Below are 20,662 nucleotides of genomic sequence, written 5' to 3'. Positions count from 1 at the left end.
GGTCGCACAAGGGCCTCAATAATCGGGCCGAAAATAGCCATCTGCCGTTTAGGAAACGGGAGCGAACCATGCAAGGTCATCGGTCACCTGGAGCGTTGCAACGGTTCGTCTCCATGCACTCAGCGACGCGCAATTGTTTCTCTGTTCCATCTCGTCGCCGAGCCGCACACACAATTCGCTACCATCGCCTCGAAGCTTTCGATGCATGGAAAATTGCGGCCTGTTTCGCCTGAATATCTACGAGCCCCTGGCCTTTCCGGCCAGAGAAACTTAACGTGACAACACCGTGTAAACAGCTGACGAAAGAGTGCTTCTGAACGCTGTAAACCTTCATCCGTCAGTATCAGCGACTTCGACTTGTTCACCGGGTCGCAGACCAGACCCTTCTCATGCAATCGATCCGTTGTTGACCAATCAAACCCCTTCCAGGCACAACGCTCGCTGTGGAGCGTTAGCCATAACAGGGCCAAGACTAGGTCATCGATTTTGTCCTCGTCTATCTCCATCCATCAAACATAGCACGCGCAAGCCACATCGTCCTGCGGTCTAGGCGTATGCGTACCCACCACCAACGAGGTCTTCGGTTCCTCTATTGCCGTCACACCAGTCAGCGACCAGCAGTTATCGAGAAGCCTGCTTGACGTCGGGCTGCCCGCACCTCTTGTGGACCTCCTTGTCGCGATGGACGTGAATACAAGAGTTGGAGGTGTTGCCGTCTCGACCAATATAGTAGCCCGGCTAACAGGAACCCTGGCACGCAGTTTGAAGACATTCCTGACGGAAAACTGGGCTACTGTGACAAAGGGCCATTACTTGGCTTCATGAGATTGCCTTCGCGTAGCCCAACTGGCGTATAGTTGCTTTCGGACGCTTGTCCAGCTTGATGTAAAGCGCAACTGCTCGCATCCGGTCTTCGTAGGAAAACATGGATTACCTTCATGATAGTCCAAGTTTTCGTCCGCCCCCCGCTCCATCAGTTCGCAGCGGCTATCAACATAGCCTTCAATTCACTCAAAATGCCTCACGATTCCACCCTGTTCCGCCCCGAGCGCTTGGCCTTGTAAAGCGCTCCATCAGCGAACTCTAGCAAGTGGTCTAACGAGAAATGCGGAGACATTGTAGCCACTCCAATACTGATAGTGACCTTCTGTGTATCAACTATGCCTGCGAACTGTCGGTCCTGCACAGCTTTTCTTATGCTCTCCGCCAGCCGTATCGTGCAGACAGGTTCCGCAAGGGAGATGAGAACTGCAAATTCTTCTCCGCCCAATCTCGCGGCCAACGCATTTTTCGAACTCGTGATCTGTCGAATAATTTGGGCAATTTCGATTATAACGGAGTCTCCCACTGAGTGACCATAGCTATCATTTATACTTTTAAAGTGATCGATATCGATTATCATCAAACCTATCGAACTAGTACCCCCACGATCTAGTATTGTATTGGCACGTTCCTTAAATCCTCTTCGGTTGAGAAGTCCAGAAAGGGGATCAATCGAACGTTCTTCCTGAAGAAGAGAGAGCTTATCATTGACAATTACAGCCAAAACGGCAAGCGCGAGCCCGGTCCCCATTATAGCGAGGGTGAATTGCAACACAAACCAGAAAGCGGAGAGGTTGAATCCTGTTTCTGTTGTAGGAGCTCCCTGTATCGTGATGGGCGTACGAATGAAAAACTGAAGCGTAAATGCGAAGAACAGCCAGAACAAAACTTTCTCCGGCACCGGGCCAGATCTTAGTTCGTGTAAATTCCACAGGGTGAAAAGAAAAATGATGCCTAGACCAAAGTTGAGGACATACACTCTGATCAAAAGACTACGATCAATGTAAACGAAGTAGGCGATTCCCCCAGTTATCGAAACCAATGCAATCATGTGAAAAAAAACAGTCAGTCTCTTGCTGCTGCGCTGAAGCAGGCCATCACAGAGTAACAAGGAACTCAGTGTGTAAAGGAAGGCAGAAACAACGGCATTAGGACCGACCCCAGGAGGAATATACAGTATCTGTGACAAGGACCCCAGGCAAAACAGGGAGTTTGATATTGCAAAAAACAGCAGATACCTTCTTTTTCGCTCCGACAGCCAGAATACTAAAAAACATACTGCGAACACAATAAGTATCACAGGAGACATGAATACAAAAGGAGTAGAAGGTAATCTCATAGTATTCTGAAGAAAAAACCCGTTTGAAGTTTTTCAATTAAATTTCACTCTGAGGCAATTGCAATATCAGTCACTTCGAAATGGTGCAAGCGACCACATCCCCGTTTACGCACAATGGAGAATCCACTCCCAGTGTATAAGCCTTTGGTGAGGTTATCTGATTAGGCTGCTTCTCGCAAAAGCGTGACGAAGGCCTCAACAGGCCTCTTAAAGCCAAGATATTTGCGCGGGTTGCATTGAGTTTATAGGCGAAGGCGGTCAGTTGCGCCTGATCTTCCGATAGATTGTCAAGCGATGACGACCCGTCAACGGTGAGATATGGCTAAGAGGGACTTTCAGCTGCTTTAGCTCAATTAGTGTTGATTGCCGCTGAGAAGTGACCCGGTGGGGGTGCGGACGAAAACTTGGACTATCAGGGAGCGACTGTATTGGAAGTCAAGCAGTTTGCAGGGTCTCGGCATTCCATGTTTCATTGTTTCTGATCATTGTATTGATAATGACAAGCACCTTGCTTGAGGGAATGGCCGCCGGGCCTTGATGAGCCCGGCAAAATTCGGCGTCATTTTCATAAATCAGCAGGCTCAACATCCCAGAATTCAACATCCAATGCTGATTTCATCGGTATTTAGATCTGTCCAAGTGCGTCTGCAGGAGGTGCTTTTGAATTATGAAACGTCCCTTTCCCGTTCCGGCGGTACCGGACGACGTATGTTCGCTTCCCACGCCATCCTGAGGTTCGTACCAAGCCTGGAGGCCACCTCGGCGGACAGGACACTTTCAGTCTTCATCTTCTCGATAATCCCGGTGCCCTTGCGAAGTGCAAACAACAATAGAAGCCGGCGCTCTAGCAGACGGGTATGGCCCGGGAACCGGATGCGGAGCCCTTCCAGCACCAGATCAACGGCCTCCAGGCGCCCACGCAAAATGCCGTCCAGAACTTCTGCCATGCGGTCGCCAACAAAGCTGCGCAGTGAACTGTCATTATAGACCAGAAGACGTTCGAGGACGGTCCGGCGGCAGATCATCAGTTCAAAGCGATCAGCGAGCGGACGCGCCAACAGATTGAGCATATTGTAGCGTTCGGCAAGCCAGTTCGCGATCTTGTAGCTAAGGGTTGGTGCAAGTATCCCTCTCGCCGCTCTATTGTAACCGGCTCGGCCGTCTTCACGCGCAGCATCGATCATCAGGCTGGTGTTGCGCATCATAGCGTCGAGGTTGCGGGCTGAGACGACCCCACTGCCGTATTCGGGAATGATTGCATGTTCGCGAGTGGCAAGCGTGACAAGCCCAATCGACAGTCGCTCGCGCTCGGTCAGTGTTTCTTCGATTGTGACAGGACCAGCGGGTGTATCGGCGGACATTTCCCGCAGATATTCCTGCTTGACCGAGGTCGCCACATCCGCCGGAAGCTGGAAGTCAGCAGCTAGATCGCCAATCGCGCTGTCGACCTCAGCCGCCGACAGCAGAACCGCCTGACGTTGGAATGTCTGTTGCTGGGGCGACAGCGCGGTCAGGCCGAGCCGCTCGATCAGCCACCGCAAGGTCAGTCCGTTGACGAAGAGGCTGACGAGGACAAATGCCGCGGCGAGTGCAGCAATAAATTGTCGATCGGCTACCGGCAATGCCTCGTTCTGCGCCAGGCCGAGCGCCAATACCAGCGTCACGGCACCACGCAGGCCGCCCCAAACGATGGCGACTTTATAACCTCGATCGACCGGCCGGGCCATTTTTGCCAGGGCGAGTAACGGGAACATTGCGAACATGACAACGGCACGTGCGACCAGGGCCGCGATCACGATAACAGTGAGAAAAAGAACATCCCGCCAGCCCATCCCGGAGAGAAGCTCCGGCACCTGAACTGCAGCCAGAAAAAAGACTATAGCGCCTGCCAGAACGGCGACCTGGCTCCATATGAGGTGGAGATGCTGCCAATTGCGCGGATGGAGCCGTGTCGGTCCGAAAGCGCCGATCACCAGTCCGGCCGTCACAACAGCGACGACACCGGAGGCATGAAGCAACTGGTCTGATGCGATGTAGAGCGGATAGGGAACGGCAAGCGTCAGGGTCGCCGCTGCGACCGGAAGTCGATCGAGGAGCGGCAGCGCCATTACCACCATACGGCCGACGAGATAACCGAAAACCACACCTCCCCCGAAACCAAAAGCAAGCATACGCCCGACCGTGACAGGTCCGACATTCGTTGGATCTCCATTGATTGCAGTGATCAGGACACCGACAATCGCGATGGCAGCGGCATCATTCAGGAGACTTTCTCCCTCGACAAGACGGTTCAGCCGCGCGGGAACGCCGAGATTGCGAAAGATCGAAATAACCGCTGAAGGATCGGTCGTGGCGACAATCGCGCCGAGCAGCAGGCATAGCGCGAGGCTCTGCCCGCTGACTTCGGCGAGCGACCAACCGATCAGGCCGGTGGCGACGAAAACTGCTACAATCGCCAGAAGCAGGATCGGCGCGGCGTCCGGCGCCATGGACCGGACATCTGCGGTGAGCGCGGCCTGAAAAAGGAGCGGCGGGAGGAATATCCAGAGATAGGCTTCCGCCGGCAAATCGGGCCGAACGATCATGTCGAGGCTTGAACCAATGTCCGGCACGATGCGGGTCAGCGTGGCGTAGCTTGCTCCAACAAAAAGACCGACGATCGCAAGAAGCGAGGATTCTGGCAACCAGCCACGCGCGGCAACGACCTGGATGGCGGCGATGACGGCGAGAAGAAATCCTGCCATGAAAAGACCGTTTGCAACAAGGCTCAATGCCATTTTCTCCTTTCGAACTGCAAAGAAATTCAGCGCCGGGAACGCCGTGGCCGCCCGACGGGCGGGCGGCCACGGGGGTTCACTCCCCGTCGTCTGGCCTGTCCCTGGTGATGGACGGCGCATCGCTAGCGGGAAACGTCTCCAGCAAGGCCTCGTCGAGCAATTCGTCGGCCTGGTGCTTGCGGTCTTCCTCGTTTTTCACGGGCGCCCTCGCCTGTTCCGCATGATTAGCAGGCGTGGCGCCGTTTTCCGACGGCAGTACGGGTACCTGCTCCAGCCGGAAGGAGACCTCGGACTTCTCAGCATCATAGGCGCAAGCCACCCTGTTGCCTTCCTTGATATCACCCTTCAGCATTGCCTTGGCGAGCTTCGTTTCGAGCAGGCTGCGGATCTGCCGGCGAAGCTCGCGCGCACCGTATTCAGGCTGGTATCCCTCGGTTGCCAGATGCTGCACGAGGCTTTCATCAAACACCAGTTCAATATCCTGCCCCTGCGCGAGGCGCGCGACGCGGTTGAGCTGCAGACGGACGATGGCCTCGATCTGCGCCTGATCGAGCGCCTCGAAGATGATGATCTCGTCGATCCGGTTGAGGAACTCTGGACGGAAGTGGCCACGCAACACACCCATGACGCCTTCACGAACATTCTCGGCGGGCTTCGTTGTATAGCCAGGTCGCGAGCGGTTGCCCATGATCACATCAGATGCAAGGTTGCTCGTTGCAATAATCAGCGTGTTCGTGAAATCCACCACACGGCCCTTGCCATCCGTCAGCCGTCCATCGTCGAAGACCTGCAGGAGCACGTTGTAGACATCTGGATGCGCCTTCTCGATTTCGTCGAGAAGGATCACACTATAGGGTCGCCGGCGCACCTTTTCCGTTAGCTGACCGCCCTCGTCATAGCCGACATAGCCGGGAGGTGCGCCAATCAGGCGGGCGACGGCGTGACGCTCCATGTACTCGCTCATGTCGATACGGACGATCGCATCCTCGTCGCCGAACACCACTTCCGCCAGCGCCTTGGCAAGTTCCGTTTTTCCCACTCCGGTTGGACCGAGAAACAGGAAATTGGCGATCGGGCGCTTGCCTTGCTGAAGACCGGCGCGCGCCAGTCTCACCGCGTCGCTGACGGCTCGGATCGCTTCCTCCTGGCCGATCACGCGCTGGTGCAACCGCTGCTCCATGTCGAGAAGCTTCGTCTTCTCCTCCTCCGTCAGATCGTTGACGGGAATGCCGGTGAGGTTCGAGACGATCTCGGCCACATGGTCGGTGGTGACTTCTTCGGTCGACGAGCCTATTTTCTTTTTCCAGGCGTCAGTCGCGTCGGTCAGCGCCTTGTCCTTACCGGCGATCTTCTCTTCGATCGTTTTGGCACGATCGAACTGTTTACGGGAGGAGGCATAGCTCTGTTCACGTTTCAGTTGCGCGATCTCCGCCTCCAGTTCCTGTATGTCGGCGGGGCGCGAAGTGGTCGAAAGGCGAACGCGGGCGGCAGCCTGGTCGATCAGGTCGATCGCCTTGTCAGGCAGGAAACGACCGGTGACATAGCGGTCGGAAAGCTCCGCCGCCGCCACGAAAGCCTCATCCTGGATGTTGACCTTATGGTGCGCTTCGAGCCGATCCCGCAGGCCTCGCAAGATATTGATAGTCTGTTCGACAGTAGGCTCATTGACGAACACCGGCTGGAAGCGGCGTTCGAGGGCCGCGTCCTTCTCAATATATTTTTGGTATTCTTTCAGCGTCGTCGCGCCGATCAGGTTCATTTCGCCGCGCGCCATGGCTGGTTTGAAGGTGTTGGCGATGTCGAGGCCGCCTTCGCCGCCCCCCTGACCCGCACCGACGATGGTGTGGACTTCATCTATAAATAGGACGAGGGATTCGTTATTGACGGCGATCTCGTCCATCACCTGCTTGACGCGTTCCTCAAACTCGCCGCGATATTTGGCGCCAGCGACAAGTGAGTTGACGTTCAACTCGATCAACCGCTTGTCGCGCAGGACCTCGGGTACTTCGCCGTTGAGGATGCGCTGCGCCAGTCCTTCGATGATCGCCGTCTTGCCGACGCCCGGTTCGCCAATCAGCACCGGATTGTTCTTCTTGCGACGTGCGAGCACCTCTATCGTCGTTTCGATTTCCTTCGACCGTCCGATGACCGGATCGAGCTTGCCTTCGCGCGCCATCTTCGTCAGGTCGCGGCTATACTTGTCAAGTTGCGGCGTATTGGTCGGTGATGGGACCTGGCCTTCCTCAGCACCTTTGCCAACCACCTTCACCGATTGCTGGCGTAGTGCATTGGCGGAAATGCCATATTTGGCGAGGAGGTCACCAGCGAAGCTGTCGCGGACTTCCGCAAGGCCAATCAGGATGTGTTCCGGCCCGACATAGGAGTGCCCCAGTTCACGGGAGGCGATGAAGGCCCGGTCGAGCGCGCTTTTGACGCGCGGGGAAACGCCGACCTGCCCCCCGGTCAGCGGTTCGGCACTGCCGCCTGCCGGAAAGTTCGTGTCAATCGCCCCGCGAAGATCGTCCACGGAGATCTTGAACTGCTTCAGCAGCACCTGCACGACATCGCTTTGTGTCAACTCATAAAGCAGATGCTCGGTATCAACCTCCTTCTTGCCGGACTGCACAGCCCGTTCGGCCGCGCGCTGGAGGATCTCCTTCGCCTGTTCGCTGAAATGTTGCTCGAGGTTCACGCCTTCCCGGTCGGCGCGGGATGGCTGGAGCGATCCCTCCCTTCTTCCGGTCTCCGGCCCATTGCCGAACAAGTCGTCAAAGAGACCGCCGCGAAACAACGATTCCAGCGGCGAAAGCGCACGCTGATGACGGTTGAGCTGGGCGTAGTGATAGTCACACACGTTCAGTTGACGCTCATCACCATTTTGGACGACCGTGACTCGTACGCTCGCAGGTCGTGCTTTACAAATATCACACAGGATTTGGGCCATTGGAAATTCTCCTTGGATTTGCGCACGAGGCTCACGAACGACAGCCAGGTTACGCTTCTGCTCTCGGATTCTGAGCTTTTCGGTTCATCGATGATTTCGATCGATCCAGTCCGCAAATCGGACGAGAAAGCCGGAAAGGAATTGGTGGGTATCCTCGTTGGAGAGCTTCCCTTCGTCGTCGAGGAGCCCTGTCACGTGGCCGAGATAGGCTTCCGGCTGCTGCAGGGTCGGCACATTGAGGAAAACCAGCGACTGGCGCAGATGATGGTTGGCGCCGAAAGCGGAAAGCCCACCTGGGGATACGCTGACGACAGCGCCTGGTTTTCCGTCCCAAACGCTCTTGCCATATGGACGGGACCCGACATCGAGCGCGTTCTTGAGCACCGCTGGCACTGACCGATTATATTCGGGTGTCACGAATAGGACGGCATCGTAGGGCTTCACCTTTTCACGGAAAGCGAGCCAGGATTCCGGTGGCGCTCCTTCGTCGTCCAGATCCTGATTGTAGAGAGGCAAATCGCCGATCTCGACGATTTCCAGCGCCAGCGTTTCGGGTGCCAGTGCGGAAAGAGCCTGGGCGATTTTGCGATTGAAGGACGCCTTGCGCAGGCTTCCGACGAATGTTGCGACAGTATATTGCGGCATGACATTTTTCCTTTTTTGTCCAAGGCGAGGTTTTTCAGAATTCCTCGTAATGTGCGGGGTCCTGATCGAAGGTGCGGCCATCCGGCCGGGCCAGCGTGGCGATCGCGCCCATGTCTTCGGCCGAGAGATCGAAATCGAAGATCGACAGGTTTTCGATCTGGCGTTCATCGCTTGCCGATTTCGGCAAGGGAATGGCTTCGAGCTGGATGTGCCAGCGCAGGATGATCTGGGCTACGCTACGACCATGCGTTTGGGCGATAGCCTGAATAAGCGGTTCCTGAAGCAGGTGATTGGCGCGCCCGAGCGGACTCCAGGCCTCCGTGATGATGCCGTGGGCCTTGTCGAAGACGCGCTGTTCGGCCTGGGGAAAATACGGATGCATCTCGATTTGGTTGACAGCCGGTGCAACGCCGGTCTCGCTCATGATCTTTTCCAGATGAGCCGGCAAGAAGTTGCAGACGCCAATCGAACGGGCAAGGCCTCGCCTTCGCGCCTCGATCAGAGCTTGCCAGGCCTCGACATACAGCCCTTTGCTCGGGTTGGGCCAGTGAATGAGATAGAGATCGTAATAGTCGAGTTGTGCCCGATAGAGCGACTCCTCGATGGTGGCGATGGCCTCGTCAAAATGGTGATGGCGCCCCGGGAGTTTTGAAGTCACGCGCAATTGCTCACGGTGAACTCCCGCTTGCCGGATAGCCTCGCCGACGGTGCCCTCGTTCTCATAGTTGAAAGCGGAATCCAGAAGGCGGTATCCATTGCGGATTGCCCTGACGATCCCGGTGACCCCCTCAGCCCCCTTCAGTTTATAGGTACCAAAGCCGAGTCCGGGCAAAGTTGTGTTGTCATTCAAGAGGACATCGGGAACATGACTGTTTCTCATTGTATAATCCGGTGTTGTCACGTTAACTTTGTGCTTTTGAGAAGGTCCCTGAGTTTGGGGTTTTCACGCGATAGCGGCCGCAGTTTTCCAAGTGTCGAATGCTTCGAGGCGATGGTAGCGAATTGTGTGTGCGGCGCGGCGACGAGATGGAACAGAGAAACAGTTGCGGGTCGCTGAGTGCATGGAGACGAACCGTTGCAACGCTCCGGGTGACCGATGACCTTGCATAGTTCGCTCCCGTTTTCGAAACGGCAGATGGCTGTTTTCGGCCCGATTATTGAGGCCCTTGTGCGACCAATGTTCAAGGCCGGGCGCCACGTCCGCTTTTGCTGCCCCGTAGGAGCGCAGCTTATCGGTGATGATCCGTTTGGGAGCAAAGCCATAGCGCTTCATTAACGCCACGAGTAGACGCTTTGCCGCCCTTTTATCACGCCGCTTCTGCAAGATTTCTTCGAGAACGGAGCCATGCTGATCGACTGCACGCCAGAGCCAGAATTTCTCTCCAGCGCATTTGACGACCACTTCGTCCAAATGCCAAATATCGCCGGGGCGCGCCTGACGCCACCGCAAGTTGCGTGTGATCTGGGGTCCGAACTTGGCGATCCAACGACGAACTGTCTCGTATGATACGTCGATTCCACGCTCAAGCAGCATTTCCTCAACTTCACGCAGACTAAGGTTGAACCGCAGATAAAGCCACACCGCATGAGCAATAATCTGTGGCGGAAAACGGTGACGCTTGAAGATGATATCTGATGTCTGCATCGCCAAAATTTACGCCCAACTCGTCAGGCACGCAACTGTAGCCCAGTTAACGTGACAACACCCGCGTCATAGAGAAGCTCCAGCCACCAGGCGACCCGCATCACCCAGGCGCCAAGCGTGCCGCGATCAATGATGACACCGCAGGAGGCCAGCATTTGCGCCTGGCGATTGAGCGGGAGATGCCAGGCAAACTTCGAAACAGCGACATGCGCGGCAAACGCCGTGGTCACCATGCCACCGTCCATCACGCGTGCCGGTGCAGGTTCTTGCACGATGGCACTCTCACAGGCCCGGCATGCATAGCGCGGCCGGATCGTCCGCTTGACCCGGACAATCGCAGGTACGATGTCGAGCGCCTCGCTGACGTCCGTGCCGATGCAATGCAGTTCGAACGAACAGCAGGGGCAAATCTTGCTCTCCGGCTCAATGACCTCTTCATAGCGCGGAAGATGCCTGGGCAAGCGGCCGATATTGCGCGCCGGCATCCGTCGCGCCTGTGTTTTGTCTTCACCGACCGGTGCGGCATCGTCATTGGCTGCAACGGGAATATCGCTTAGATCGCCCAGGTCGAGCGTTGCCTGGGCTGGATCGATGATCGTCATCTTCTCCGATTTCGTCCCGAAGAGCTGGCGCTCAAGGAAGGCAATACGCGCTTTGAGATCGGCATTCTCTTCGTCGAGCGAGAGAATGAGCCGGGTCAATTGCGCAGCATCCTGGGGCAAGGGATCGGGTCGAAACAGCATGATTAACCTTACCATATGAGCCAGAATATTCAAGCAAAAACAATAGGATCAGCCCACTTTTGAGGGCCGCCTCACCGCGTTTCGCTTGACCCGCGTCCAGTCAATGCCAGCTAGCAAAAGCGAGAACTCCTGGGCACTCATCTGCATCGCACCATCGCGGATCGGGGGCCAAACAAACTTTCCGCTCTCCAACCACTTTGTCGCCAGGATCATGCCTGACCCATCCCAGTAAATGCAGCGAAGTCGATCCAGACGCTTGGCGCGGAACACGAACACGTCGCCACAATAGGGATCGGCCGCGAGCGCTGACGCCACCAAAGCCACAAGGCCATTCATGCCGCGCCGGAAGTCGACCGGTTGCGTCGCCACCATGATCTTCACGCCACTCGGCGAAACTCCGATCACCGGCGACCTCGCAAGGCCGTCACCATCGCTTGCGCCAGTTCAGGCGCTACCGGGCCGATAACCGTCATGCGCGCGCCAGCAATCTCGATCTCAATTCGACCCGCGGCAAAGTGGGCGACATCTGACGGCGAGCCTGGAGCCGGCGTTCGATTGCCAACTACCGTCACCGGCACGAACATCGCCTGCTGCGCACTGGACCTCGCAGATCGTTGAGAGGTCAGCCCAGCGTCCCGGCGCCAGACGTTCAGCAAGCCGCGATTGACGCCCCAGCGCCGGGCAACGGCCGAGATGTTAACATCAGGTTCCGCGCTTTCCGCAAGGATCCGCGCCTTCTCCTCGTCAGTCCAATTCCGCCGCTGCCGCCGGCCGGTAATCACCTCGATCCGACGATACTTTCCCTCATGCCTGGCTTCATCCATGTCTTCAAGCATGGCATCAGCGCGATCTCCAATCATCCCGGTCCGCTCCTATCAATGAAGGAGCTTATCTCGCGGCATCATTCACAAAAGAAAAGGTGGGATGTTCGTCGCGCTCACAATGGAACTCATCTCGCATGATTGCCAGTCAAGAACGGGCTGTACGCACCTTTATCGTCCACATGCCAGCCTTCCCAGAGGACATGAATTGATGGTGGGCCCTCTAGCCAGATCAGATTTCCGTTACCAACAATGGCGTATCTGTTGTATGATTACGGATTTTGATACAATTTATACGGAAATATCGGAAGAGGACCTGATTTCGAACAGTTGCCCATGAGTATACCAGGTGGGCAACTCTCCTAGGCAGTGGTTGGTAGTCGATTTCTCGCTGAGATAAAGGAGTTCGATATGTACAAGCATATCCTGATCGCAACCGATGGTTCCGATCTTGCGGATCGCTGTATTGAGCAAGGTCTATCACTGGCAAAAGCTTTGAATTGCGATGCGACAGTGGTAACGGTGACTGCACCGTACAGCAGCGCAGGTATCTTTGGTGGAATGTTCGATGATGAAGCCATCGTAGATAAGTATGATCAAAGCTGGAGAAAATACGCAGAAAAAATTCTTCAGAACGCCCAAGATAGAGCGCGGAAAATTGATCTCGAAGTCAACGTTCTGCATCTGGTCAATCCGATACCATCAGATGCTATTTTAAAAGCAGCAGATTCCATCGGATGTGATCTCATTGTTGTTGCTACCCACGGATATTCTGGTGCGCAGCGCCTGCTTCTTGGAAGTCAAGCAAATGAGATCGTCACGTTGGGAAAAAAGTCCGTACTCATCGTAAGGTAGACTACAAAAATGACAAGCGTATCCCGAAAAATGTAAAATGACTTCTCAGTAGAAGGTGCGTGTGAACGCAAATGAATAGAGCATTTCTAATCATTCAAGAGGCGCAGGAAATGTACTAGAACCACACTGCCACTGTTTATGACCCTGAAGCACGCGTGCACCAGGCAGCAGAGCCCACATGGAACAGCACAGCTCCCCCTCTTGCCACGATGGGCATCCACGTCAGCCCACGACTTTCCTGCGCGTTCTGGGGCCGGGATTAGTTACCGGCGCCGCGGACGATGACCCGAGCGGGATCGCAACTTATAGCCAGGTCGGAGCGCAGTTTGGATATGCGCTCGGATGGACCATGCTGTTCAGCTATCCTTTAATGGCCGCAATGCAAGGTGTGAGTGCAGGTATCGGCATTGTAACCGGACAAGGAATTGCGCAAAACTTACGCCGACATTATTCGCCCTGGTTACTGCGTGGGGCGGTTGTGTTGTTATTCCTCGCAAATTTCATCAACATCGGGGTAGATCTTGCAGCGATGGGGGCCGCTGTGCGACTATTTGCCGACGGCCCCGAGACCCTCTACACTTTGGCTTTTGCAGTCTTATGCGTAACGCTCGAAGTCATGGTGAGCTATAGGCACTACGCCTCAGTTCTTAAGTGGCTAACCCTTTCACTATTTACATATGCTGCAGTGGTAATGACAGTGAATGTACCGTGGAGCGTGGCCTTGCAAGGTGCACTCATACCCAGCCTTGTTTTCGACAAGGAGCATGCCATGGCTCTGGTCGCAGTATTTGGTACAACGATCAGCCCCTACCTGTTTTTCTGGCAGGCAGGGGAAGAAGTTGAAGAGTTGCATCGCAAACATGTTCAGCGTTTAATCGCGTCTCCCAAAACAGCACGCATCGAACTGACTAGGATCAAGATCGATACTTTGATCGGTATGGCAATCTCAAATATCATCGCGCTGCTTATTATTATTGCCACCGCGTCAACACTCAATGCGAACGGTATCACCGAAATCGAAACAACGGCCCAAGCTGCGGAGGCGCTGAGACCGATCGCCGGAGAGTTCGCATTTGTCGCCTTCGGAATCGGCATTATCGGCACCGGACTGCTCGCAGTTCCCGTACTGGCTGGCTCAGCAGCCTACGCCGTTGCGGAGATGTTTCGATGGCCAGAGGGCCTTGATCGGCCTCCTCGCGAAGCCAAGGCGTTCTATGGTACTATCGCGATCGCCACGATTGGTGGCGTCGTTCTCAGTTTCACCGCAATAGATCCAATACGCGCGTTATATTGGTCCGCATTTCTCAATGGAGTGCTGGCTACTCCACTGATGATAATCCTGTTGGCAATGGTGACCAACAGACGCATTATGGGGCGGCTGACCGCGCCTATATGGATGGTTAGTCTGGGATGGCTGGCGGTTGTGGTTATGTCATTGGCAACAATAGCTTTTTTTCTTTTATGATAACGGTTTCAAATTCTGTCCTGAATACTGCCGGTTCATTGAACAACTCGAAATACCGGGGCGTCGGGCAATCAAAAGTGAGTGTCCATTCATGCTTCTCTTGGTCAAAGCTGTGAAAGGCTGCCAATGCATAGTTATCAGATGCCGGTCCAGTTGCGATACAGGATATATGCCGCAACGATGAAGATTATTGCAGCGAATATGCGGTTCAATGTGTTCCTGTATCCACTCAATCGCGTGGCGAGTATCATTCCAAACACTCCTCCGATAACGCCACCTCCGATAAACTCACCAGCAAGCCACCAGTCTATCAGCCCGGAGGTGGCATAGTTCAAAGCCGTAGCCAGTCCGAAGGCCCCCACGGAGAGAAGGGACGTGCCGATTGCGTTGATCATCGGCATACCTGTTGCCAACATCAAGCCGGGCACAATCAGGAAGCCGCCGCCGATACCGAAGAATCCGGATGCCGAACCCGAAGCGAGAGCTACTGCTGCTGTGACGAGACACATTCTTAAGTCGATCGGGCGGCGTTCGACGTCCAACCTCTTTTTGGGCTTCAGCATGAACAGCCCGACGACGATCATGAGGATGCCGAACAGAAAGATGAGACGATCACCGTCTAGAGCTTTTCCAAGACTGGAACCGATAAGTGCCCCGATAGTGCCTAGTGCGGAGAAGACAACACCACAACGCCACCAGATGTGCCCCTTCAGGGCATGGCTCGTAAAATTCGCGAACGCGTTGACTGAAACAGCAAGTGCACCCGTACCGATGGCGACATGGGGCTGGCTCACACCAACAACATAAAGAAGCAACGGTGTAGCCAGGATCGAGCCGCCGCCGCCAAGCAATCCCAGCATAAAGCCAACAACACTTCCGGACCCCACCGCCGCAAGGATGGAATTACTCAGCACCATAGGATCCTAACTCTCTCACGCACTGTCAGCGCTCATTTTGCCTTCTCCACGCAGAAGATGTCGTAAAGGGAGGCGACCAGTTGCGCCGCCTTTTCTTCTGTGAGGCGATAAAAAATCTGTTTCCCATCCCGTCGCGTCTCGACTATTCCGGAACTGCGCAACACCGTTAGATGCTGCGACAGGTGCGGTTGATGAACCCCGATCTTTTCTTCCATCCTACCAACGGAATACTCGCCTTCCACCAAGGTACAAACGATCATCAGACGCACTGGATGGGACAGCGTCTTGAGCAGGTCTGCCACTTCGTTCGCGCGCAGAGATAATTCAACTGAAGATAGTCCAGCTTTCATCATCGTTATGCTGTTCACGGTCATTCCCATGCAACCCCTTCCAGAGCATCCAGCGGAAACTTCAGATAGCGCTTACCGTTGGCTTCTGGCGCAGGTAGACGTCCACCACTTATGTTCACCTGCAACGCATGCAAGATGAGCCTTGGCATTGGCAGCGTTTTGTCGCGCTTGGTCCGTAAGGCAACGAAGGCTTCTTCCGATACGCCCGCCAGGTGCGGATTGTGCTTCTTTTGATCAGCCACAGTGCTTTCCCAACGCGGCGCACGACCGCCCGGCTGGTAATCATGTCCGGTGAATAGCCGTGTCTCATCGGGAAGTGCTATGATATTTTGGATTGACTCCCACAATGCTCGCGCATCGCCGCCGGGAAAATCGGCCCGTGCCGTACCGCTGTCGGGCATAAAAATTGTGTCGTGGACAAATGCCGTGTCGCCGATCACGTAAGTGATTGAAGCGAGAGTATGCCCAGGCGAGAACATAACTTTGGCATCGATGGAACCAACCTTAAACGCCTCACCATCGGCAAAGAGCCGATCCCATTGCGAGCCATCTGTAGCTAGTTCGGGCCAGTTGTAGATCTCCTTCCACAGCTTCTGGACTCTGATTACATGCTCGCCTATCGCCGTCTTTGCGCCCGTTTTCTCCTTGAGGTACTGAGCTGCGGAAAAGTGGTCGGCGTGTGGATGAGTGTCGAGAATCCATTCGACCGTCAGGCCACTATTGCGGACGTAATCGAGAATGGCGTCTGCATTGATCGTCGCCGTGGCCCCCGACTTTTCATCAAAGTCGAGAACGGGATCTACAATTGCGCACATACCGGTCGTCGGATCGGACACCACGTGCTGAACACTGGAGGTTCGCCTATCGAAAAAGCCTTTTACCTGCGGGCGACGGTCAGCGAAGCGTTGAAGCCACGATGCTGCGACACTGGTATCAAAGCCGAGCTGATGTCCGAATGGTACGACGTCTTCAACAGATATGCGTCCGTCTAACACCTCACCGATCAGATGAAGGCTGAGCGAACGCGTACCTGTTTTGCAATGCGCAAGCACGGGGCCATCGGATTTTCTGACCACCGCCTGAAACGCACGCACATCAGCTTCAGTGATCGTATTCATTGTGACCGGAATATACGCATAAGAGAGATCGCATTGGTGGGCTGCATCGCATTCAGCCTGGTTTCCAGGTTGGTCTGCATCCTCACCGTCGGGACGGTTGTTGACCAGCGTTTTGAAGCCACTTCGATCTAGTACCCTGAGCTCTTCCGGGCCTGGCTGCGAAGATACCGACAGCCTCTCGGATATTTTGGTGACGGGCATCTTACCCTCCGACAATAACATTATATAATATACTATAATGTATAATGTTCTGGTTTTCAAGCCCCCCCCCTCGAAAATGCAGATTTTCAAAATCCGCGCATGAGCTCTAACGAAAAAGACAAAAGCCCAATCGCCGGAGAAGAACGCTATACCTTTAAATTTTCAGGCCACTGGCAAAGGGTCTCGATAGAGGTATGATGATATGCATCCAATGTCCGGAGGTACCTCAATGAGCCGATTGCATACAGAAAAACACCTCGTATCCCGGATCGGATGGCTTCGTGCAGCGGTACTCGGCGCCAATGATGGTATTGTCTCAACGGCAAGCCTCATTTTGGGCGTCGCATCTGCTTCAACGGGAACGACGCAGATAGTAGTCGCTGGCATCGCGGGCCTTGTCGCAGGCGCGATGTCTATGGCGGCGGGTGAGTATGTTTCTGTCAGCTCTCAATCCGATACGGAGTTGGCAGATCTTGCCAGAGAACGCAAGGAACTCGAAACTCAGCCCGAAGCAGAGCTCAATGAATTGATGCAAGCCTATATTGATCGCGGCCTAACCCCGGAATTGGCGCGGCAGGTGGCAATACAGCTGACCTCACACAATGCTCTGGCAGCTCATGCCCGTGACGAACTGGGAATCGTCGAACACATGGAAGCACGGCCTGTGCAAGCAGCGCTGACCTCAGCGGCCACGTTCTCGATCGGGGCCGCCCTACCCTTGCTGATGGCTGTCATCGCGCCTCCCTCGATCTTGCTTTACGCGGTTGCTATCTCTTCCTTGCTGTTTCTTGCGTTTCTAGGCGCAATCGGCGCCAAGACAGGAGGAGCTAATATGCTTAAGGCAACCGTCCGCGTCACTTTTTGGGGCGCATTGGCGATGGCAATCACGGCTGGTATTGGGGCCTTGGTCGGCACATCGGTCTGACAGGGGATCTGAGTTTATAGGGAATACATATGTAAAGAAGAATTATCGAAGTCAGTGAGAGGCAGGACTCTAGAATTTGCTCATTCTATAGGTCGAGGAGACTATGAGGATGCGGTTCTCGGTTGAAGATCGATCAAAAACAATCCTGATGATTTTTGCCTTGTGCGGACTTGTGATCGGGCTCGGCTTGCACTTCTCCGGCCACTCATACGGCGCGCGGCTAACCTGGACTATCGCCACTTTGCCTGTGCTGGCAACTTTGCTGGTCGAAATTCTCCGGAGTTTATGGCGAAAGGAGTTCGGGCTGGATATCGTCGCCGCGATGTCTATGTCGGCCGCACTGGCATTTGAGGAAATGCTGGCCGCTTCGATCGTCGCCCTCATGTATACTGGGGGAGCCTTTCTTGAAAGCTTTGCCGAAGGGCGGGCACGCCGTGAGATGCATGCTTTGCTGTCCCGTGCGCCGCGAACGACAATGCGTTATATCGATGACCATCTCGAAGAGATTGCCGTGGATACGGTTCGTCTGGGTGATCGCCTCCTGATCCGTCAAGGGGATGTCATTCCCGTTGATGGGCGTATCGCCTCCGCAAAAGCCTTCATAAACACGTCTGCGCTCACGGGAGAGTCACTTCCGGTTTCGCTAGCGTCGGGAGCAGATGTGCTAAGCGGTTCGACGAATGCCGGCGATGCTTTCGATCTCGTTGCCAAGCACGAAGCGAAGGATAGCACCTACGCTGGCATCGTTCGCCTCGTGGAGGAGGCACAGCATTCCAAGGCTCCAATGTCGAGACTGGCAGACCAGTGGTCTATCGGCTTTCTGATAGTGACCGTCTTAATCGCCTTCGGTGCGTGGTTTTTCACGGGAGACCCGATTAGGTCGGTCGCCGTTCTCGTCGTGGCGACACCATGTCCTCTCATCCTGGCGGTGCCAGTCGCTCTTGTTGCGGGACTATCGCGCGCCGCTCATTTCGGCGTGCTGGTAAAGGGTGCTCGTCCATTAGAGAACATGGCTCGTATCAACACGTTAGTGCTGGACAAGACTGGAACACTGACAGATGGCCGCCCACAAATTACTTCAATCAATGCGCAGCCAGGATTGAGCGAAAATGATCTACTGCGTTTCGCCGCCGCCCTTGACCAGGTGTCCAAACACCCTATGGCACAGGCCCTTGTACTGGCCGCTCAGGGGCGCGATATAGATCTTGTATTGCCGACTGACGTCAGCGAACTGGCAGGGGATGGCGTGGCGGGCTGGGTCGATCGCAAAAGCGTCGTTGTCGGCGGACGTAGCTTCGTTGAGAGACAGGTCAATGCAAAACTGAGTGAAATCCCCGATATAGAAGCTGGAGCGGCCCTGGTTGCAGTCGCGATAGACGGTAGCATCGCGGGTTATATCATTATGGCCGATCCCTTGCGCGGCGAAGTGGTCGATACGTTACGGGGCTTACGCAAAGATGGCGTAAAGCGAATAGTGCTGGCGACAGGTGATCGTGCTGCAGTGGCCAAACGCATCGCCAAGGGTTTGGGGCTTGATGCCATCTACTCCGAACTTTCACCCGATCAAAAGGTGCTGACCGTGCTCAGCGAGCGTAAGAACGGCCCCGTGATGATGGTTGGAGATGGGGTCAACGACGCGCCCGCACTTGCAGCGGCTGATGTTGGCGTTGCCATGGGTGCGAGGGGAGCGGCAGCCTCGGCAGAAGCGGCCGATGTCGTTCTCCTCGTAGATAGAATAGACAGACTTCGCGCTGGGATTGAAATTGCCAAGCGATCAAGGCGCATTGCTGTCGAAAGTGTAGTGGTTGGGATTGGTCTTTCTGTAGTCGCCATGATCGCAGCAGCGTTCGGTTATCTAAAACCTGTTCAGGGTGCATTGCTCCAGGAGCTGATTGACGTCGCTGTCATCCTCAATGCGCTTCGGGCGTTGAGAATCTCACCCAACATCGGCTAAAGGGCGTCATGGTACGCCAGAATGTGAACTGGTGAATAAGTCACCTACAGCCTCGCACCGAATTGTTGTTCCCCCAGCACGCAATAAGAACAGAGCATTGAAGCGTAACCGCCTTGCCAGTATCGCGCCGGTCTTCGGACCAAGTACCATTAGCGCTGTGGCCCATGCATCCGCTTCGGCACAGGTACGTGTCACGACGGTGACTGACGCCGGAGGCTCCATCAAGGGAGCACCGCGACGTGGGTCCATGGTGTGCGACAGGCGGTAATCGTTGACATTAATCCAATGCCGATAATCGCCCGACGTGGCGACCGCCGCATCCTGAAGAGCCAAAACCGAGTGGGTTGCGCGACGACCATAGTCAGGAGCTTCAACTGCAATCGACCAAGGACTCCCATCTGGCCGCAACCCGAGCGCCCGCATCTCCCCATCAACTCCGACGAGGCCGGACGAAATCCCGAAAGACCGCAATATCTCCGTCAGACGATCCACACCATATCCCTTGGCAATTCCATTGAGATCAAGCGTGATGGGAGCTAACTTTCGCACCATTCCCCCCTCGACGTCCAGTTCCAGAACGTCATGGGCTGGTCGGCGCTCGCGCTCAAGCGCTGCTCGTATCTGCTCAGGGGCCGCCTCTGACGCCCCGAAACCCCAGGCGCTTACGGCATCGCCCATGCCGAAATCAAACGCGCCGCCCGATGCACGGCCAATGTCGAGCGCAAGGCGCAAAACGTCCAGCAGTTGCTGCGGCACCTTTATCCAGTGTCCCACCGGCGCGGCGTTCACCTGCGTTAGATTACTATCCGGCTTCCATGTTGACATCTGCATGTCCACCGCGTCCACTGCCGCCTGAAGTGCGGCCCGAACGGATTGTGGATCGAACCCCGCTGCTTGGTAAAACAACGCTGACCAACGTGTACCCATGGTAGGCCCGCTCAAAGCGTGACGTTGCATCTCAGTAGACGTCTTCGACATAACGTCCCTCCGCCCTGAGTTTGGCTAATGTCAGCCCAGTGGGGCCCAGAATATCGGCAAGAACCAACGAGACTCCGTTGGCCATATCGCGTCCGCCACATACCATGATCCGCGCCCCCTCCTGAATCAGCCGAGTGACTTCATCGGCATCCTCCCGAAGAAC

17 protein-coding genes and 4 pseudogenes are annotated in these 20,662 nt (G+C 55.3%); 5 read left to right on the top strand and 16 right to left on the bottom strand.

What is annotated here, in order from left to right:
* A pseudogene (locus tag OPR82_RS21655) lies at positions 1 to 233 on the top strand (IS6 family transposase); the annotation flags it as partial.
* Between the two features lie 51 nt (positions 234 to 284).
* On the opposite strand, the pseudogene OPR82_RS21650 reads toward OPR82_RS21655, so the two are convergent.
* The 11 genes and pseudogenes from OPR82_RS21650 to tnpA form a co-directional block, all read right to left on the bottom strand.
* Positions 285 to 506: pseudogene (locus OPR82_RS21650) on the bottom strand (DUF6429 family protein); the annotation flags it as partial.
* 515 nt (positions 507 to 1,021) lie between these two features.
* On the bottom strand, positions 1,022 to 2,011 hold the full coding sequence (locus tag OPR82_RS21640) for a GGDEF domain-containing protein (protein WP_265987040.1): 990 nt from the start codon (positions 2,009 to 2,011) through the stop codon (positions 1,022 to 1,024).
* A gap of 585 nt (positions 2,012 to 2,596) precedes the next feature.
* Positions 2,597 to 2,749 carry a hypothetical protein gene (locus tag OPR82_RS21635; protein WP_240579578.1) on the bottom strand — a complete coding sequence of 51 codons (153 nt, stop codon included), beginning with the start codon at positions 2,747 to 2,749 and terminating at the stop codon, positions 2,597 to 2,599.
* A gap of 77 nt (positions 2,750 to 2,826) precedes the next feature.
* A complete protein-coding gene (locus tag OPR82_RS21630) occupies positions 2,827 to 4,938 on the bottom strand; it encodes a cation:proton antiporter (RefSeq protein WP_265987038.1) in 2,112 nt (703 codons plus the stop codon).
* 76 nt (positions 4,939 to 5,014) lie between these two features.
* A complete protein-coding gene (locus OPR82_RS21625) occupies positions 5,015 to 7,882 on the bottom strand; it encodes an ATP-dependent Clp protease ATP-binding subunit (protein ID WP_109989865.1) in 2,868 nt (955 codons plus the stop codon).
* Positions 7,883 to 7,966: 84 nt separating this feature from the next.
* Positions 7,967 to 8,527, bottom strand: a complete 561-nt coding sequence (locus tag OPR82_RS21620; protein ID WP_109989864.1) for an NADPH-dependent FMN reductase — start codon at positions 8,525 to 8,527, stop codon at positions 7,967 to 7,969.
* Between the two features lie 34 nt (positions 8,528 to 8,561).
* The gene (locus tag OPR82_RS21615; RefSeq protein ID WP_109989869.1) at positions 8,562 to 9,407 is read right to left on the bottom strand and encodes an aldo/keto reductase; all 846 of its coding nucleotides are present in this window, start codon (positions 9,405 to 9,407) and stop codon (positions 8,562 to 8,564) included.
* A 63-nt stretch (positions 9,408 to 9,470) separates the two neighbouring features.
* Positions 9,471 to 10,172 carry an IS6 family transposase gene (locus OPR82_RS21610; protein WP_109989962.1) on the bottom strand — a complete coding sequence of 234 codons (702 nt, stop codon included), beginning with the start codon at positions 10,170 to 10,172 and terminating at the stop codon, positions 9,471 to 9,473.
* A gap of 62 nt (positions 10,173 to 10,234) precedes the next feature.
* Positions 10,235 to 10,915 (bottom strand): annotated as a pseudogene (locus OPR82_RS21605) (IS66 family transposase zinc-finger binding domain-containing protein); the annotation flags it as partial.
* Positions 10,916 to 10,963: 48 nt separating this feature from the next.
* Positions 10,964 to 11,320: an IS66 family insertion sequence element accessory protein TnpB gene (tnpB, locus tag OPR82_RS21600; RefSeq protein WP_105528926.1), complete on the bottom strand. Its 357-nt coding sequence runs from the start codon at positions 11,318 to 11,320 to the stop codon at positions 10,964 to 10,966.
* Positions 11,317 to 11,775 (bottom strand): IS66-like element accessory protein TnpA, encoded by a 459-nt coding sequence (tnpA, locus tag OPR82_RS21595; protein WP_240579580.1) that lies wholly within the window; start codon positions 11,773 to 11,775, stop codon positions 11,317 to 11,319. The genes tnpB and tnpA overlap by 4 nt, the downstream gene beginning before the upstream one ends.
* Before the next feature lie 372 nt (positions 11,776 to 12,147).
* On the opposite strand from tnpA, the gene OPR82_RS21590 reads away from it, so the two are divergent.
* Together OPR82_RS21590 and OPR82_RS21585 are read left to right on the top strand one after the other, a co-directional pair.
* Positions 12,148 to 12,591, top strand: coding sequence for a universal stress protein (locus tag OPR82_RS21590; RefSeq protein ID WP_181394341.1), 444 nt, complete (start codon positions 12,148 to 12,150; stop codon positions 12,589 to 12,591).
* A gap of 178 nt (positions 12,592 to 12,769) precedes the next feature.
* Positions 12,770 to 14,056 (top strand): NRAMP family divalent metal transporter, encoded by a 1,287-nt coding sequence (locus OPR82_RS21585; RefSeq protein ID WP_109989623.1) that lies wholly within the window; start codon positions 12,770 to 12,772, stop codon positions 14,054 to 14,056.
* A 137-nt stretch (positions 14,057 to 14,193) separates the two neighbouring features.
* On the opposite strand, the gene OPR82_RS21580 is transcribed toward OPR82_RS21585, so the two are convergent.
* Genes OPR82_RS21580 through blh form a run of 3 tightly spaced genes read right to left on the bottom strand, consistent with a single transcriptional unit; the run spans position 14,194 to position 16,642 of the window.
* Positions 14,194 to 14,973: a sulfite exporter TauE/SafE family protein gene (locus OPR82_RS21580; protein ID WP_109989624.1), complete on the bottom strand. Its 780-nt coding sequence runs from the start codon at positions 14,971 to 14,973 to the stop codon at positions 14,194 to 14,196.
* A 32-nt stretch (positions 14,974 to 15,005) separates the two neighbouring features.
* Positions 15,006 to 15,353, bottom strand: coding sequence for a sulfite-sensing transcriptional repressor BigR (gene bigR / locus OPR82_RS21575; protein WP_109989625.1), 348 nt, complete (start codon positions 15,351 to 15,353; stop codon positions 15,006 to 15,008).
* On the bottom strand, positions 15,344 to 16,642 hold the full coding sequence (gene blh / locus OPR82_RS21570; RefSeq protein ID WP_265987029.1) for a bifunctional sulfur transferase/dioxygenase Blh: 1,299 nt from the start codon (positions 16,640 to 16,642) through the stop codon (positions 15,344 to 15,346). The genes bigR and blh overlap by 10 nt, the downstream gene beginning before the upstream one ends.
* 229 nt (positions 16,643 to 16,871) lie before the next feature.
* Here blh and OPR82_RS21565 point away from each other — a divergent pair, with 229 nt between their 5' ends.
* Both OPR82_RS21565 and OPR82_RS21560 read left to right on the top strand, forming a co-directional pair.
* On the top strand, positions 16,872 to 17,567 hold the full coding sequence (locus OPR82_RS21565; protein WP_094573449.1) for a VIT1/CCC1 transporter family protein: 696 nt from the start codon (positions 16,872 to 16,874) through the stop codon (positions 17,565 to 17,567).
* A 109-nt stretch (positions 17,568 to 17,676) separates the two neighbouring features.
* On the top strand, positions 17,677 to 19,521 hold the full coding sequence (locus OPR82_RS21560; protein ID WP_265987027.1) for a heavy metal translocating P-type ATPase: 1,845 nt from the start codon (positions 17,677 to 17,679) through the stop codon (positions 19,519 to 19,521).
* 6 nt (positions 19,522 to 19,527) lie between these two features.
* On the opposite strand, the gene OPR82_RS21555 is transcribed toward OPR82_RS21560, so the two are convergent.
* Positions 19,528 to 20,499: an FAD:protein FMN transferase gene (locus tag OPR82_RS21555; protein ID WP_128095133.1), complete on the bottom strand. Its 972-nt coding sequence runs from the start codon at positions 20,497 to 20,499 to the stop codon at positions 19,528 to 19,530.
* Positions 20,480 to 20,662 (bottom strand): annotated as a pseudogene (locus OPR82_RS21550) (hypothetical protein); the annotation flags it as partial. The gene OPR82_RS21555 and the pseudogene OPR82_RS21550, both read right to left, overlap by 20 nt.

The sequence above is a fragment of the Ochrobactrum chromiisoli genome (assembly GCF_026241335.1).
GTDB classification, from domain to species: domain Bacteria; phylum Pseudomonadota; class Alphaproteobacteria; order Rhizobiales; family Rhizobiaceae; genus Brucella; species Brucella chromiisoli.
The sequence above is the reverse complement of the archived record's forward strand: the minus strand, read 5'-3'. Positions and strand labels throughout refer to the sequence as shown.

What these genes read in the sequence shown, in the direction of transcription:
- OPR82_RS21635 (WP_240579578.1), bottom strand. Translation starts at nt 2,749, where the DNA reads ATGTTGAGCCTGCTGATTTATGAAAATGACGCCGAATTTTGCCGGGCT.
- OPR82_RS21630 (WP_265987038.1), bottom strand. Translation starts at nt 4,938, where the DNA reads ATGGCATTGAGCCTTGTTGCAAACGGTCTTTTCATGGCAGGATTTCTT.
- OPR82_RS21625 (WP_109989865.1), bottom strand. Translation starts at nt 7,882, where the DNA reads ATGGCCCAAATCCTGTGTGATATTTGTAAAGCACGACCTGCGAGCGTA.
- OPR82_RS21620 (WP_109989864.1), bottom strand. Translation starts at nt 8,527, where the DNA reads ATGCCGCAATATACTGTCGCAACATTCGTCGGAAGCCTGCGCAAGGCG.
- OPR82_RS21615 (WP_109989869.1), bottom strand. Translation starts at nt 9,407, where the DNA reads ATGAGAAACAGTCATGTTCCCGATGTCCTCTTGAATGACAACACAACT.
- OPR82_RS21610 (WP_109989962.1), bottom strand. Translation starts at nt 10,172, where the DNA reads ATGCAGACATCAGATATCATCTTCAAGCGTCACCGTTTTCCGCCACAG.
- tnpA (WP_240579580.1), bottom strand. Translation starts at nt 11,775, where the DNA reads ATGATTGGAGATCGCGCTGATGCCATGCTTGAAGACATGGATGAAGCC.
- OPR82_RS21590 (WP_181394341.1), top strand. Translation starts at nt 12,148, where the DNA reads ATGTACAAGCATATCCTGATCGCAACCGATGGTTCCGATCTTGCGGAT.
- OPR82_RS21585 (WP_109989623.1), top strand. Translation starts at nt 12,770, where the DNA reads ATGGAACAGCACAGCTCCCCCTCTTGCCACGATGGGCATCCACGTCAG.
- OPR82_RS21580 (WP_109989624.1), bottom strand. Translation starts at nt 14,973, where the DNA reads ATGGTGCTGAGTAATTCCATCCTTGCGGCGGTGGGGTCCGGAAGTGTT.
- bigR (WP_109989625.1), bottom strand. Translation starts at nt 15,353, where the DNA reads ATGGGAATGACCGTGAACAGCATAACGATGATGAAAGCTGGACTATCT.
- blh (WP_265987029.1), bottom strand. Translation starts at nt 16,642, where the DNA reads ATGCCCGTCACCAAAATATCCGAGAGGCTGTCGGTATCTTCGCAGCCA.
- OPR82_RS21565 (WP_094573449.1), top strand. Translation starts at nt 16,872, where the DNA reads ATGAGCCGATTGCATACAGAAAAACACCTCGTATCCCGGATCGGATGG.
- OPR82_RS21560 (WP_265987027.1), top strand. Translation starts at nt 17,677, where the DNA reads ATGCGGTTCTCGGTTGAAGATCGATCAAAAACAATCCTGATGATTTTT.
- OPR82_RS21555 (WP_128095133.1), bottom strand. Translation starts at nt 20,499, where the DNA reads ATGTCGAAGACGTCTACTGAGATGCAACGTCACGCTTTGAGCGGGCCT.